Annotated in this window: 14 protein-coding genes; 8 read left to right on the forward strand and 6 right to left on the reverse strand. The window is 62.4% G+C overall.

What is annotated here, in order from left to right:
* Positions 1-2: 2 nt before the first annotated feature.
* From ACWUKX_RS09920 to ACWUKX_RS09930, 3 genes are all read right to left on the reverse strand, one after another.
* The gene (locus tag ACWUKX_RS09920) at positions 3-887 is read right to left on the reverse strand and encodes a dihydrodipicolinate synthase family protein (RefSeq protein ID WP_456006211.1); all 885 of its coding nucleotides are present in this window, start codon (positions 885-887) and stop codon (positions 3-5) included.
* A gap of 151 nt (positions 888-1,038) precedes the next feature.
* Positions 1,039-2,325, reverse strand: coding sequence for a D-tagatose-bisphosphate aldolase, class II, non-catalytic subunit (locus ACWUKX_RS09925; RefSeq protein ID WP_456006213.1), 1,287 nt, complete (start codon positions 2,323-2,325; stop codon positions 1,039-1,041).
* Complete coding sequence (locus ACWUKX_RS09930; RefSeq protein WP_456006216.1) at positions 2,322-3,266, reverse strand: sugar kinase; 945 nt, start codon at positions 3,264-3,266, stop codon at positions 2,322-2,324. Before ACWUKX_RS09930 ends, ACWUKX_RS09925 begins: the two co-directional genes overlap by 4 nt.
* Positions 3,267-3,512: 246 nt before the next feature.
* On the opposite strand from ACWUKX_RS09930, the gene ACWUKX_RS09935 reads away from it, so the two are divergent.
* On the forward strand, positions 3,513-4,535 hold the full coding sequence (locus tag ACWUKX_RS09935) for a LacI family DNA-binding transcriptional regulator (RefSeq protein WP_029348675.1): 1,023 nt from the start codon (positions 3,513-3,515) through the stop codon (positions 4,533-4,535).
* Here ACWUKX_RS09935 and ACWUKX_RS09940 read toward each other — a convergent pair.
* The 3 genes from ACWUKX_RS09940 to ACWUKX_RS09950 all read right to left on the reverse strand — a co-directional run bounded on the left by ACWUKX_RS09940 (position 4,523) and on the right by ACWUKX_RS09950 (position 7,696).
* On the reverse strand, positions 4,523-5,500 hold the full coding sequence (locus ACWUKX_RS09940) for an alpha/beta hydrolase (protein ID WP_456006220.1): 978 nt from the start codon (positions 5,498-5,500) through the stop codon (positions 4,523-4,525). The two genes, ACWUKX_RS09935 and ACWUKX_RS09940, sit on opposite strands and share 13 nt — an antisense overlap.
* A 16-nt stretch (positions 5,501-5,516) precedes the next feature.
* Positions 5,517-6,665 (reverse strand): Gfo/Idh/MocA family protein, encoded by a 1,149-nt coding sequence (locus ACWUKX_RS09945; protein WP_456006223.1) that lies wholly within the window; start codon positions 6,663-6,665, stop codon positions 5,517-5,519.
* A 269-nt stretch (positions 6,666-6,934) separates the two neighbouring features.
* Positions 6,935-7,696: a DeoR/GlpR family DNA-binding transcription regulator gene (locus ACWUKX_RS09950; RefSeq protein ID WP_456006226.1), complete on the reverse strand. Its 762-nt coding sequence runs from the start codon at positions 7,694-7,696 to the stop codon at positions 6,935-6,937.
* A 161-nt stretch (positions 7,697-7,857) separates the two neighbouring features.
* On the opposite strand from ACWUKX_RS09950, the gene ACWUKX_RS09955 reads away from it, so the two are divergent.
* The 7 genes from ACWUKX_RS09955 (at position 7,858) to ACWUKX_RS09985 (ending at position 15,093) form a co-directional block, all read left to right on the forward strand.
* Positions 7,858-8,658: an aldolase gene (locus tag ACWUKX_RS09955; protein WP_456006229.1), complete on the forward strand. Its 801-nt coding sequence runs from the start codon at positions 7,858-7,860 to the stop codon at positions 8,656-8,658.
* Positions 8,659-8,661: 3 nt separating this feature from the next.
* Positions 8,662-9,612, forward strand: a complete 951-nt coding sequence (locus tag ACWUKX_RS09960) for a PfkB family carbohydrate kinase (protein ID WP_456006232.1) — start codon at positions 8,662-8,664, stop codon at positions 9,610-9,612.
* An 88-nt stretch (positions 9,613-9,700) separates the two neighbouring features.
* Entirely contained in the window at positions 9,701-10,846 is a 1,146-nt protein-coding gene (locus ACWUKX_RS09965) for an ABC transporter ATP-binding protein (RefSeq protein ID WP_456006235.1), read from the forward strand.
* A gap of 111 nt (positions 10,847-10,957) precedes the next feature.
* Positions 10,958-12,205, forward strand: a complete 1,248-nt coding sequence (locus tag ACWUKX_RS09970; RefSeq protein ID WP_456006238.1) for an ABC transporter substrate-binding protein — start codon at positions 10,958-10,960, stop codon at positions 12,203-12,205.
* A gap of 139 nt (positions 12,206-12,344) precedes the next feature.
* Positions 12,345-13,241 carry a carbohydrate ABC transporter permease gene (locus tag ACWUKX_RS09975; RefSeq protein WP_456006241.1) on the forward strand — a complete coding sequence of 299 codons (897 nt, stop codon included), beginning with the start codon at positions 12,345-12,347 and terminating at the stop codon, positions 13,239-13,241.
* Positions 13,242-13,246: 5 nt separating this feature from the next.
* Entirely contained in the window at positions 13,247-14,089 is an 843-nt protein-coding gene (locus tag ACWUKX_RS09980) for a carbohydrate ABC transporter permease (RefSeq protein WP_456006244.1), read from the forward strand.
* 182 nt (positions 14,090-14,271) lie between these two features.
* On the forward strand, positions 14,272-15,093 hold the full coding sequence (locus tag ACWUKX_RS09985; protein WP_456006247.1) for a sugar phosphate isomerase/epimerase family protein: 822 nt from the start codon (positions 14,272-14,274) through the stop codon (positions 15,091-15,093).
* The last annotated feature ends 2 nt before the right edge of the window (positions 15,094-15,095 follow it).

Raw genomic sequence — 15,095 nt, forward strand, 5'->3', positions numbered from 1 at the left:
GGTCAGGCCGGCTCTGTCGCAAACAGCCTGTCATAGGCGGCAGCAAGCTGTTGCCGCCCCTGCGAAGCGATCGGCTCCAGCGGCGGACGGACAGCCAGCCAGCGCTCGTCGCCGGTCTTGCGCGCCACCATGACCTTCACTGCCGGGATGACCGGATATTTGAGCAGTTCGAGCACGAACCTCTCGACACGAGCATCGTCGCGCCCGTCCTCTGCCATGGCGCGGATTTCGCCGGTGACGAAATTGGCCATGCCGGAGATGGCGCCCTGCCCGCCCTGGCGCACGCTTCTGGCCAGGTGCCGCTCGTCGCCGATCAGGATCACCAGGTCGCCATGGGCTCTTAGCAGCGCCTCGCTGTAGCTCCAGTCGCCACCCGAATCCTTGACACCGGCGACCACGCCGGGAAAGGCGGCACGCAGCCGACCGATCAGGCTGAGCGGGAGCGGCACCATGGTGACAGAGGGGATGTTGTAAAGCAGGACGCCGCGGGCCAGCGGCCCGAGCGCAGCGAAGACGGCGGAAAACCATCCGAACAACCCGTCCTCGCCGACATTCTTGAAGTAGCTCGGTGGAGCCAGCAGGATGTTGCGGACGCCGCACTGCAAGGCATGCCGCGCCTGTTCGGCGGCGTCTTCGGCCGCATCGACCAGCACGCTGGCGACGAGCTGATGTGCCGGAATGCCGGCGGCGAGCATGGCCTCGGTAACAAGCCGCCGCTCTCCCGTGCCCACGGAAGCGCCTTCCCCGGTGGTGCCGAAGAGCGTTGCGCTGCTGCAGCCGGCGCCAAGGCAAGCGCGGGCCTGCGTGATCATGGGAGAGATGGCGATTTGCCCGGACGCCTCGACAGGCGTGGTCAGGGCAACCGAAAGACCAAAGCGCGAGGCCACTGCTATTCTCTCCAGATGTCGATGTGCAAGCAGTCCTAGCACGCTAACATGTTAGCTGTAAATTGCAGCGGCGCTCTTTTCGAAACGATGTCGAATATCGGCGTGAAGGAAGCGGATTTGGGCGGAGGCCGACTTTCCGTCAGCGCGATCCCTACTGTCCGGTCGCGTCCGCGTAGATATCGAGGACACGGGTGATGCTGCCGATCAGAAGGTCGTGCGCCAAGGGCTTGACCCGGTCTGCCGCAATCTCGGCGTCGAGCTGCCCCAGATACTGGCTTATCAGAGGCCGGGGAATGTCCTTCTCGCTCAGCACGTCCAGCAGCGTCTGTGTCGCGCGCTGCGCCGCCGGCGTCGGCCAGTAATAGCGGATGCGGTCGCTGAACGAGAAATGCCGCTGCACACGCTGCTCTTCCGGCGTGCCCGGATAGTATTTCTGCCAATTGTCCGGCGACGCCAGCATGAAGCGTTCCATCGCGGCAGGCAGCCTTTCGCGCGAAGCGTCCGGCGCGAGCACATCGGCGATGTGGCTGAGCCCATACAGCGCTTCGCGAAGCGCGAAGGTCAGCCAGGGGCCGACCTTGAGAATGGCGAAGCCGTCGCGAACGAGAGCGTTGAGCGCTTCGGCCGGCTGGTAGTCGGTCGAATGCGCTTCAAAAACAAATTGCGGCATGCGGTCGAGCACAGCTACCAGTTCGGTCGCCTTGGCCGGCGCATAGGACACGATTTCGGTGTTGCCGAATTCGACGCCGGGCTGGACAACGACGCCGATCGCTCGGGCAAAAGCGGCTTCGAGGCCGGCGCGGGAAAACGCTCGCGCGTGTACCTCGACGGTGCGCAAGGCATCTCCGGGCGCCGTCACACGCACGTGATCAAGCGCCTCCAGCGCACCGCCCGGCACCGGGACTTCGGTGCCGATGACGTAGACGGGTTTTTCGCCGCCGGCGCGCTCGACCGCCGCCTCGGCGATTGCAGCAAGTTCGGCCGCGCGTGCGGCGATGATCTCATCGGCAAGCACGGCTGGATCATCGGCGCAGGCCATGCTCGTATCCAGATGCATCTTGGTGAAGCCGGCGCTCGCATAGGCATCGATCATCGCCCCCGCCTTCTTCATCGCGGCGGCCGCAGCCATGTGCTTCCACGGATTGGGTCCGAGATGATCGCCGCCAAGGATCAGGCGATCGACTGGGAAACCCGCTTTCAGCGCATGCGCCTCGACGAAGCTGCGGAAGCCGGCGGGCGCCATCCCGGTGTAGCCGCCCTCGTGGTTGACCTGGTTGCAGGTGGCCTCGATCAGCACATCCGCGTGCCGCGCGACGCCGTGGCGCAGGGCAGCCTCGATGACCAGCGGATGCGCCGAGCAGACCGAGGCGATGCCGCTTCTCTCGCCTGCGGCGCGCCTGGCCGCAATGTTCGCAAACCTTCGCGTCGCGCCACTCACGGCGTGTTCCCCGGGGCGATGAATGCCTCGACCGCTTCAAGCGGGAAAATGCCTTCCATCGGCCCCTTGCGGGTGACGGCAAGCGCACCGCAGGCATTGGCGATCCGGAGGGCTTCGGCAGGAGCTGCCCCGCGCAACCAGAACGAGACGAAGGCAGCACCGAAACAATCGCCCGCGCCGGTCGGATCGACCTCGTCGACGGCAAAGCCTGACGAGGCGACCGCACCGTTATGATCGTGATAAATGGCGCCGGCGGGGCCTTTCTTTAAGACGATGCAGGACAGGCCACGGGCCAGCAATTCGTCGACTGCGCCCTTCTCGTCCTTCGCCGATGAAAACAGGAAGAGCTCCTCGCCGCTCGGCAGGAAGATGTCGGCTCGCGCCAGCACATGATCGAGCGCCGCGCGCATGCCGGACGCCTGCATGATCTCCCGCCGGATGTTCGGATCGAAGGACACCGTTCCACCTTTGGCCTTGACAGTCTCGATCGCCGATAGCGCCACCGCGATGGCGCGGTCGGAAAACAGCGACGAACCCATGACATGGACGTGATCGGCGCTGGCGAGCAAGTTTGTTGCCGCCCCGTCGGTCTCGATCAGGCCGGAGGCGCTGTTGCGGATGTTGAAGACGAAATGCCGGCTGGCGTCGGCCCGGTAGGTGACGAAGGCCGTGCCCGTTGCATGGCCCTTGTGTACCGCGATCGCCGACACGTCGGCGCCCAGTGCCCGCAGCCGCTCTATATTCAGCCTGCCGAAATCATCATCGCCGACGGCGCCTATGAGACCGGCCGGCTGGCCGAGCGCCGCCGCCTGGCCGATGAAGATGGCGGGCGCTCCGGACGGGAAAGGCCCAAGCAGCGGACCAGGCTCGAGAAAGCTCTGGTCGATCCGCTCGGCCATGATCTCGACCAGAATCTCGCCGGCACTGACCAGCTTCTTCATCTCGCGGAATCCCTCCCGGCGTTTCGCCCCGGCCTCGCTTCGGATGAACCGCGCGAGCAGTTTCCGGGTAATACGAATTTCGAATTCGCCCACTGGAAGTGAATACGGCTTGTGCTTTTTCGCGTCAATTAATAAATTTACGCATGGAAACTGCTGGAATTATCTGTAAAGTTTGGATTTGCGGTTGCATGCTGGCGCACAGTAGGTAGGGAACCGGGCAGCGCTGAGGAACGGCGCGAGGGATCAATGCCGATGACGCACAAGACGATGGAGGATTTTGCTCGCTCTTGCGGCGTCTCCAGGCCGACATTGTCGAAATATTTCGACGATCCGACCAGCGTCAAGCCGGCGACACGTCAGCGGATCGAGGTGGCGCTGCGCTCGTCCGACTACCAGCCCAATCTCTTTGCGCGCAACCTGAACCGCAAGCGGACCCGCAGCATCGGCATTGTGGTGCCGACGGTCGCCGATCCCTTCTATTCCGAGATGGTCAGCCGAATCGAACTCAGGCTGCGCGACGAAGGCTACTGGCCGATCGTGATCTCCTCGCACGGCTCGCGCGAACTCGAAGTGGAAGCGACGCGAACCATTCTTTCGCTAAAAGTTTCCGGCGCGCTGATCGCGCCGCTCGGCCTGCGCTCCGACCATCGCACGCTGGAGAAGCTGACGCAGACCATACCGATCGTCTATTTCGACACCTATCTGGAGGGCGACACGCCGTTCGTCGGCAACAACAACAGCCAGAGCGTCTCGACCATCGTCGATTATCTCTGTCGTTCCGGTGATGCCCCGGTCTATTTCGACATCCCGCACGTCAACCACAATTCGCGCGAACGCCTGGACAGCTATGTCGGCGCCATGCAGCGGCTCGGGCATGAGCCCGCCATCATCGGCAATACCGATGACTACACCTGGGATTTCGAACGGATCGGCTACGAGCAGATGGAGGCGATGCTCGCCCGTGGCGGCCTGCCGGGCAAGACCATTCTGTGCGCCAACGACCGTCTCGCCTTCGGCGTGATGGCCGCCGCCTACTCGCAAGGCCGCAAGGTCGGCCGCAGGGGCGATTGCGACCTGCGGGTCGCAGCCCATGACGACCATCCGCTGAGCCGCTACACCTGCCCTGCCCTCACCACCATGGCGCAGGACTTCGCTTCGATGGCAGGACGCAGCGTGGAGACGCTGCTGGCCTTGCTGGACGAGGACGACGCGACAGTTTCCCCCAAGGTCAGTCTCGACGCGACGCTGGTCATGCGTCAGTCGGCCTGAGCGTTTCCAAAGACAGGATCGAAGCCGCGCCATGCGGCAACCGCCGCGCCGACTGCCTGCCGCGCCGCCGGACCATGGCGGCCCATCGAGACGAAGCCATGGATCTGGCCGGGCCAGCGCCGCAGGACGACCGGCACGCCGTCATCTTCCAGACGCTTGGCATAGGCCTCGCCTTCGTCGGCGAGAATGTCATGACCAGCGATTGCGACAAAAGCCGGCGCTGCGCCCGCAAGGCTTATGGCCTTGAGCGGCGACACGCGCCAGTCGTCGATATCGCCGCCATGGTTGATATAGTGGTCGCGGAACCAGGCCATGGTCGCCGATGTCAGGCCATAACCGTCGGCAAAGCGGCGATAGCTGTCCGCCGCCTGCGAGGCGTCCGTGTTCGGATAGAACAGCAGTTGCGCAGTCGGCGGGTTCTTGTCGCCGCGCGCAAGCAGGCAAAGCACGGTAGCGAGATTGCCGCCGGCGCTGTCGCCGGCGACAGCGATCCTTCTCGCGTCGATGCCGAGATCGCCCGCGCCATCTTGCATGAAGGAAAGTGCGGCGCGGCAATCTTCGATGGCCGCCGGAAATTTGTGTTCCGGCGCCAGCCGGTAATCGGGAGAGACGACGACGCAGGCCGCCATATTGGCAAACCACCGGCAAATCTCGTCATGGGAGTCGAGATTGCCGATCACCCAGCCGCCGCCATGCAGATAGAGCAGCGCCGGAGCAGCGGCCCCGCTCACGCCGTGTCCGCGATAGATCCTGAGCGTAAACGGGCCGCCGGGTCCGGTGATGGTGCGCTCGGTTAGTGAGCCGACCGGCTCGCGCTCGCCCTGGAGTGCCGGAAAGCCCTGCTTATAGGCGCGGCGCGCTTCTTCGGGCGTGCCGGCTTCGAATGGCGGGGCAGCCGCCTGCCGGTCGAGGTCGAGCACGTGCCGGGCCTCCGGATCGAGCAAGGGCAAAAGCGGTGTCGTCATCGTAAGCGCTCCGATATCAGGCAAGCAGGCTAACCGCTTCGTCCTCCTGGAGGAGCTGCGGCTGATCGACGGTTGCGTTGACGGCGACGGACTCGCGGCTCGCTCCCGAAGCAAGAATCGCTTCCATAATCTCCAGTACATGCAGCGCAAGATCGCCGGACGCACGCGGCTTTCTTCCGGTTGCCAGTGCGCGCGAAAGGTCGGCGACGCCGAGCATTCGGTAGTTGGCTCGGTCCGGCGCGGCATAGGGCCAGTTGCGCGCGCCATAGAGTTCGCTCTCACTGTGGAAGTCGGCCCAGTCGGCCCCACGTTCCGACAGCGAGACGGTGCCGCCGAACGTGTCCGGATCGGGCAGCCTGAGCGAGCCTTCGGTCCCATGCAGCTCGATCGGATGGTTAGAGTGCCTGAAGACATCCCAGGAGGCACCGAAGGTGACGGTGGCGCCCGAGCGGAACTCCAGCAGCGACAGGATGTTGGTCGGTGTGCCGACCTTGAAGCTGGTGTTCCGATAGGGGCCTTCGGCAGTGATCAGCCGCTCCTCCTGGCCTCGCGTCGCCATCGCCATCACGCGGGCCACCGGCCCGAGCAAATTAACAAGCGTCGTCAGGTAATAGGGCCCCATGTCGAAGACCGGTCCGCCGCCCGGCTGATAGTAGAATTGCGGATTGGGATGCCAGTGCTCCATGCCGCGCCCCATCATGAAGGCGGTGCCGGTCACCGCGCGGCCGATTGCGCCCTCATCCATGAGGCGGCGTGCCCGCCGTCCGGCGGCGCCGAGGAAAGTATCCGGAGCCGAACCCAGCAGCAGCCCGCGCTCCGCCGCCTCGGCGACAAGGCGCCGGCCGTCGCTGGCCGAGGTCGCCAGCGGTTTTTCGGTGAAGACGTGCTTTCCCGCCGAAAGCGCCGAAAACGAAATGTCAAAGTGCGCCGCCGGGATGGTCAGGTTGAGGACGAGGTCGATCTCGGGATCGGCCAGGAGCGCATCGACGCTGAGAGCCCGGATGTCGTATTCGCTCCCACGCAGCGCCGCCATGTCGGGCGATATGTCGGCGCAGGCGCGCAGCTCCACCTCACCGAACAGAGCCGCATTGCGTAAATAAGTCATCGAGATGTTGCCGCACCCGACAACGCCAATGCCGAGCTTAGCTGCTGATTTTCTTGGCATTTTCGATTTCACCTCCCAACGCTGCAATGTCCTATCGGACCTATTACACCGGCAAAGGATCATAGTCGGAAGTCGCTATACAATATTTTAAATCTTGACGCGCGTAAAATTTTTATGGAACATGCGGAAATGCTAGCGCGACATCGGGAGGCTGCCAGCCCCAAGGAGGAGAAAATGACTGACGTGAAAAAAGGGCCGGGCGCCGATGCGAATCCCGTGGGTCATGCGCGCATTGGATCTTTCGGTCGCGGCCAGGGACCGCGATGGGTTCAGGCATAGATCACCTTGGCCCCGGTCCTATCGAGCTGGCTGCGCATCGGGCCGGGCAGGCCATCGTCGGTGATCACCACATCGACGCTCGACAGCGAAAATGCCTTGGAGGTCCCGCTGACGCCCCATTTGCTCGAATCCGCAAGGAGGACAACGCGCCGGGCCATGCGCACGAGGTTTCGCTTCGTTCGCGCCATGTCTTCGTTCACGTCGACCACATCCAGTGACGAGTCAATCGCATGCGCTCCAACAAACACCTGATGCGCTACCAAGCCGCCGAGAGCCGTGTCGGCATCGGTGATCAGCGTGCTCACCGTGTCTGGATAGACCCGGCCACCGATCATGTGAACATCGAGCCCGGGCCGATGCATCAGATGCTGCACGATATTCATCGCCGTGGCCGCGACCACGACATTGCTGAGCGGCGGTAACTGCATGGCAACCTGCATCAACGTCGACCCGCCGTCGAAGATGACCGATTGGTTGTCCTCGAACAGCTCTACCGCTGCCCGGGCGATGCGTTTCTTTGCTTCGAGGTTCGTTTGCATTCGCCGGGCGAACGCGGCCGTGGTCGAATCCGTGGTCCGGGTCACCGCCCCGCCGCGGGTCTTGGTCAGCAGTCCCTTGCGGTCCAGTATCTCAAGGTCGGAGCGCACCGTGACTTCCGACACGCCAAAATCGTCCGACAGGTCCTTGATGCGAACCTGTCCGCTGCGTTGCACCTCACCCAGGATCGATTGGCGTCTCTGCTCTGACAACATTGCCCTGTCCTTGCCTCCATGGGCCAGGCGATCGCCCTGGCATCGGTTCACTCTACCAAAAATACGCAAATTCGAAAGCTTTCGAAAGATTGCATTTATCCTTTCTTTCGAAAACACTGGTCCAGGATTTTGAAATCAATCGATTGGAGAATTTTGGACTCATGAGCCTCGGAACCAAAGTACGCCTTGCGCGCCTCTTCTCACATCCATCGGGGAACCTTTTTGGCGGCGCGGTCGACCACTTCGTCGGCTATGGCGACGTGCGCAAAGGCGGTCTTGCCGATCTGCCGGGCGCGCTCGCACGCGTCATGGTGGGCAAACCCGACTATGTCAGCATCCAGCCCGGCACCGCGCGCCATCTGTGGCCGCAATATGCGGGCAAAGCTTCCCTGGTGATCCAGGCGGGCTGCTTCACCCCGGACGATCGCATCAGCGAGTTGATCGCAACGCCCGAGGATGCGGTGCGCGCTGGCGCCGATGCGTTGGCCGTGGCCATTCCGGTGCGCGGCGCGACCGAGGGCAAGTACATACGCTGGCTGACGGATTCGGTGAATGCGGCGGCCCGCTACGGCATGCCGGTGGTGGCGCATATCTACCCTCGCGATTTCACCGATGGAGCAAAAATCGTCTTCACCCCCGACGAGATCGCCTATGCGGCGCGCATTGGCTACGAGTCCGGCGTCGACGTGATCAAGATCGGCTACACGGGCGATTTCGAGTCGTTCCGAGAGACCGTCCGGACCTGCCCGGTGCCGGTTGTGGTCGCAGGTGGTCCGAAGACCGATACGCTGCTCGGCGCGCTTCAGCAGACGGCGGACGCCATCCGTGCCGGCGCGCGCGGCGCCGTGGTGGGCCGCAATCTCTGGGGGCATGGCGATCCGGAGAAGGCAGCGATTGCCTTTCGCGGCGTCATCCATGACGGCCTTTCGGCGCAAGACGCGCTGGCGAAGGCGGGTGCCTGAACGATGCCCACCGTCCCTTCAATCCTCGGCTTCGGAGCTATTGCGATCGACGACATCGTCTATGTCGATCAGCCGCTGTCGGCGGGCAAGGGGAAGGTTCTGCAAAGTGCCCGAGCTTTCGGGGGAAATGTCGCGACGGCCCTTGCCGCCGTCGCGCGGCTCGGCGGAACCGCCGGGTTCGTCGGATGGCTGGGCAGTGCCACGGACGACGCTGTGCTGTGCGATCTCGTCGCGAGCGGCGTTGAAACCGCGTTCGCGCCGCGCCACGCCGACGCACGCCCGGTGCGCTCGCGCATCACCGTCGGCTCGGACGGGGAACGGTTCATCGCGTATGACGACGAAGCCATGCTGGGCACCGCGCCGGACTTTCCGGACGAGGTCCTCAGCCGCGCGACCGTCCTGATCGTCGACAGTTACGCGATCCGGTCGCTGAATGTCGTGGCTAGGGCTCGCGATCTCGGCCTCGCGATCCTTGGCGATGTCGAATGGAGCAGCGGTCTAGCCACCGAGAAACTGATCGCGCTCTGCGACCATCTCATTCTTCCCCTCGGCTTTGCGCGGACTGCCACGGGCCGCCGATCGCCCGCCGAGATGCTCGATGCATTGTGGTTGCCGTCGCGGTCCGCCGTGGTCCTGACGGATGGCGGCAGGGGCGTCTATTATCGCGGACGCGACGAGACAGGGCTCTGGCACCTGCCTCCGCACCGGGTTGAAGTCGTCGACTCGACCGGCGCCGGCGACTGCTTTCATGGCGCCTATGCCTATGCATTGACGCGCGGAGCCAACACTGCAGGCCGGGTCGCATTCGCGGCCGCGGCGGCGGCCCTTTCGATAACGGGGCGGGGCGGGCGCGAGGCGCTTCCGACCGACGACCGGGTCACGGACCTCCTGGCATCGACGACCGCGCCGTCGGCAGTCGAACTGAAATATGCGCGGCTCGATACCGGGACATAGGCCGAACTATCCGAGGAAATATTTCGCAGGTGAACACAAGCCGAGGATAACTAAAAAAATCAATGGCTTAACTTGTGGAGGGAGGAAGATGGCAGAAGTCGTTCTTGAGAATATCTGCAAGACATACGGGAACAATTTTCACGCGATCGACCAACTGAACCTGTCGGTCGAGGACGGCGAGTTTTTGATTCTCGTCGGGCCGTCCGGCTGCGGCAAATCCACTGCGTTGCGGATGATCGCAGGATTGGAGGACGTCACTAGCGGCAGCCTTCGGATCGGCGGAGTCGACGTTGTCGACATGCCGCCCAAGGACCGCGACATCGCGATGGTCTTCCAGAGCTACGCCCTCTACCCGCATATGACGGTGTTCGAAAACATCGCCTTTTCGATGCGGCTGGCGGGCAAGCCGAAGGCCGAGCGCAAGAAGCGCGTGGACGAGATCGCCAAAACCCTTCAGCTGACGTCTCTGCTGGACAGCAAACCGGCGAACCTTTCAGGCGGACAGCGCCAACGGGTTGCCATGGGCCGCGCGATGGTGCGCGAGCCGGCCGCCTTTCTCATGGACGAACCGCTTTCCAATCTCGACGCGAAACTGCGTGTGCAAATGCGCGCCGAAATCACCAGCCTGCAAAAGCAGCTCGGCGTCACGACCATCTACGTGACCCACGACCAAACCGAAGCGATGACGATGGGGGACAGGGTCGCGGTGTTGAAAGGCGGCGTGCTGCAACAGGTCGACACACCCAAGAGGCTCTACGAATCGCCGGTGAATGCCTTCGTTGCCGGCTTCATCGGCTCTCCTTCGATGAACCTTTTCGAGGCCACCCTGACGGGCGACGAATTGATCTTCGGCGCCTTCGCCATCCGGCTGCAGGATGCAGCCTTCGTGCGCAGGCCGGGCTTGAGGTCGTATGCGGGGCGCAAGGTCGTGTACGGGATCCGACCGGAGCATCTCTATGACAGCAGCCTCGAATCCGGCCGCAAGTATCAGACGATACCGGCAAAGGTGACCTCGATCGAAGAACTCGGATCCGAACACATCGTCCATCTGAACATCGACGCGGTCCGCGTGGACTCCGGCGACCCGGACGCGGTGGACGATTTCGGCCTGGCGTCGAATGCGGTGGCGAAATTCGAACCGGTCAGCACCGTCCACTCAGGCTCGGAAATCCGGTTGGCCCTGGATGATACCAAGCTCCATTTCTTCGATCCCGAGACGCATCTGGCGATCTGAAGACCCGCGGCAAGGCCCGCAGGCGAAGGCGAGGCGCCTGCGTAAGAAGACTTCTGAATAAACCAGACGATCGTCCGCATTGTGCGGTCGATCCTAAAGAAGGAGGAGAAAATGACGTTTCGTATAAAACCCGCGATGCTGAAAATAGCCGCGGCCGCATGGTTGCTTGGCGCAACCGGCGCCATGGCGGACACGACGCTGGAATTCACCCAATGGTGGGAGCCCGAATTGCCGGCTGGCTCGCTCAGAGCAATCATGGATGACTTCGAGGCTGCAAACCCCGGAATCAAGGTGACGCTGGTCAGCGGCCCTTATGCGACCACGCGAGACCAGATCTCGGTTGGTGCTGCAACCGGAACGCTCAGCGACGTGGTCGGTCTCGACGGCGCCTGGGTGAACAATCTGAATGCGCAGAACGCACTCGCCGACATGAACCCGATGATGGATGCGAGCGGTTTCGACAAGACCCAGGTCGCGGACATCATCAAGGTGGAAGGCAAAGCGGTGATGTTTCCCGTGGCTTCCTTCGTCTATCCGGTCTTCGTGAATTTGGACCTCGCCGCCCAGGCAGGCGTGACCAAGCTGCCGTCGACCCGCGCGGAGTTTCTCGAAGCAGCCAAGAAGATGACGCAAGCCGACAAGAACCAGTATGGCTGGGTGCTGCCCCTGTCGCTGCAGACGCCATCCGGCGTCCAGAACGACATGATGTCCTGGGTCTGGGCTTCGGGTCAGTCGATGATGGCCAACGGCAAGCCGGACCTCGAGGGCAAGCCGGTGGTGGATATGCTCACCTTCGTCAAATCGCTCAACGACGCCGGCACCATCTCGCCCGGCATCGCCACCAAGACCGAACAGGAAAAGGTCGAGGAATTCGTCAACGACCGCGTCGGGATGATGATCGACTCGCTCGCGCATGTGAACCTCATCCGCAAGCGCAATCCCAAGCTGAACTTCGACCTCATCCCGGTCCCAGTCGTGGAAAACTATACCGGCAAGCGCGGCCTTCCCTATGCCTCCTGGGGCATCGGCATCTCTGCGGCCTCGAAACATCAGGAAGAGGCCTGGAAACTCGTCCAGTATCTGATGAGTGAAAAGGTGAACGCCAAGCTCGTGTCGCTTGCAAACGCCTTCCCGGGCAACGTCAACGCCAAGCCCGATTTCGTGACCTCGGACAAGGCTTTCGGCAAGGCTTTCGAAATCTTCAAGACGGGTTATCTCGCCAACGAATTCACGGGCCTGCCGGTGGCTGAAGACCTGATGACCCAGTTCGACGTGCAAGCCCAGAAGATGCTCGCCGGCGAGCAGTCTCCGGAACAAGCCGCAGCCGCCGCTCAGAAGGGTTGGATGGCGAAATTCTGATCGGCCTGTTCCCGTTTGCTATCTTCGACCGGGTGGCCTGACTTCGGGCAGGCCACCCGGCAACAACGGATCGGCAATTTGAGATGGACCTGTTTTTGGAAGCTTACCTTCTCTTGAAGGCGTATCCCAAGGTTGGCACATGACCCGGCAAAAGCGCTCCCACCACAAGCTGAAACGAGCGGTCGCACCCTACCTCTATCTGTCGCCCTCGCTCCTCATCATCGGCCTTCTGATGCTGCTGCCGATGGCCACGGTTATTGCCTACTCGTTCCAGAACAGCGCGGTGCTGCGTCGTGACCCATCCTTTGCCGGACTGAAACACTACCAGGCGATCGTCGACGACCCGGTGTTCTGGGCCTCGCTGTGGCACACGCTCTACTTCACATGCATGAGCGTCATCTTCCACATGATCATCGGCATGGTCTTCGCGCTCATGCTGAACAGCGACCGCATCAATCCGACGCTGCGCAATATTCTGCGCGTGCTCTACATACTACCCTGGCTGTTCACCGCGGTGATCATCGCCGTGATCTGGCGCCTCCTGCTGGAGCCGAATGGCGTCGTGAACAGCATGCTCATGCAAATCGGCATCATCGGCTCCAAGGTAGAGTGGTTTTCCTCGCCCGAGACCGCGCTGCACGCCGTCACCTTCGCCAATATCTGGGCGGGCTATCCGCTTTTCATGGTCAGCCTGCTCGCGGGTTTGCAAGGCATTCCCAAGGATTTCTACGAGGCCGCCGATATCGATGGGGCAAAGGCTTACCAGAAGCTGATCTTCATCACCATCCCGCAGCTGATGCCGATCATCATCAGCATCTCGCTGCTCGACTTCATCTGGACCATGCAGGTCTTCCCGTTGATCTGGATAACCACGGGCGGCGGCCCGATCTACTCGACCGAGGTCCTCAGCACCTACACCTACAAGCTGGCGTTTTCGAGCTACAACCTGTCACAGGCGTCGGCAAGCGCCGTGGTCATCCTGCTGATCTCCCTCGGCCTGACGTTGTTCTACATCCGCTATCAGAAGGCTCGGTAGTCACCATGAGGAAACGAAACTCTGGCAAAGACAAGCTGATCACCGTCGCGCTGCATGTTGCTCTTGCAGCGGGGCTCTTTTTCGCGGCCTTCCCGATCTACTGGATGCTCAGCAGCTCGTTCAAGTCGAACACTGAAATCTTTGCCCTGCCGCCAACCATCCTGCCGAAGGCCTTCACGCTGGAAGCGTACGCAGCCATCCTTGGCGAACCGGTAAAGCTGCGCTTCTTCTTCAACAGTTACTTCGTGGCGGGAGCGGTGACCGTGCTGACGGTGCTGATCGCCTTGCTGGCCGCCTATGGGTTCAGCCGCTTCAACTTCCGCGGCAAGGGCAGCCTGAACACACTCATCATCAGCACGCAGACGATTCCGCCGATCACGCTTTTGATCCCCTTCTTCGGGCTTGTCGTCTCATATGGCATCTTCGACACCTACGTCGCACTGATCCTGACTTACCTGGTGTTTACACTGCCCTACGCGATCCTTTTGATGACGGGATATCTGAACACCTTGCCCCGCGATCTCGATGAAGCGGTGGCTGTCGACGGCGGCACCAGTTGGACAGCGCTTTGGCGGGTGATCGTCCCGATTTCACTGCCTGGTATCGTGGCGACGTCGGTCTACACCTTCCTGTTGTGCTGGAACGAATTTCTCTTTGCGCTGACGCTGACGAAGTCAACGTCCATGCGCACCGTCCCCATCGGCATCCAGTTGCTGATGGGGCAGCACGCTTTCGAATGGAACCAGATGATGGCGATGAGCGTGCTCGGCTCGCTACCGCTCTTGCTCATCTACCTCGTTGCCCAGAGGTATTTCCTCGCCGGCATGACCGCGGGCTCGGTCAAGTAGAATGTCCATCCCGCGAATCGCAATCGATAATCGGACCCTATCTGTTGGCAAACGATATCGCCGCAGCTTCGGCCGTCGTCACCGTCCCTTTGATCGTGCTGGTGCTGTTCTTCCAGCGGCACATCATCGAAGGGCTGACGCAGGGCGGCATCAAGGAATAGGCGGAATCAAGGAATGAAAGAATGATCGTGAAAGACCTGAAAGTCGGATGCCAGACCTTTACTTGGGAAATGCTCGGAGACCGGTTTGCCGGTGGTCCCGACGACCTGCTGAAGGCGATCGCCGATGGCGGTTATGCCGGCATCGAGATCACCGACACGATGATCGGCCACTATGCCGACAGGCCGGCGGAATTCGCCACGGCACTGAAATCGGCCGGGCTGGCGCTCGTCTCTTTCGCCTTCGGCTCGAAGAGCGGCTTCACGCTGCCGGACAGGATCGATGCCGACCTGGAAACCGCGCAGCGCTGGATCGATTTCGCCGCTGCATTCCCCGGCGCCCTCGTCTCCATGGGTTCGGCCACCGTCGTGTCCGACGGCCCGCGTGACGACAAGTTTGCCATCGCTGCGGAGTTCTACAACAAGGCCGGCGAATTCGGACGCAACGCCGGAATCGACATCGCTGTCCATCCCAGTTCCCACCACAACACGCTGCTGTTCGACCGTGCCGACTACGACCGGATTTTCGCACTGATCGATCCGTCGCTCGTCGGCTGGGTGCCCGACACCGGCCACATCTTGCGCGGCCATGAAGACATGATCGACACGCTCACCACCTACCGCGACCGCATCCGCTACGTGCATCTGAAGGACGTCGACGCCGGCGGCACATGGGCGATGCTCGGGAAGGGCGTCTGCGATACCCAAGCGGTGATCGACATCGCCGGTGCGGCGCCACATTTCAACGGCTGGCTGGTGCTGGAAGAGGAATCCGAGACCGCCGCCGCCGATCCGGCCGCCGCGGTCAAGACCAACCGCCAGACCATGCGCGGCTACGGCGCGTGAGG

Source organism: Mesorhizobium sp. f-mel (genome assembly GCF_053850215.1).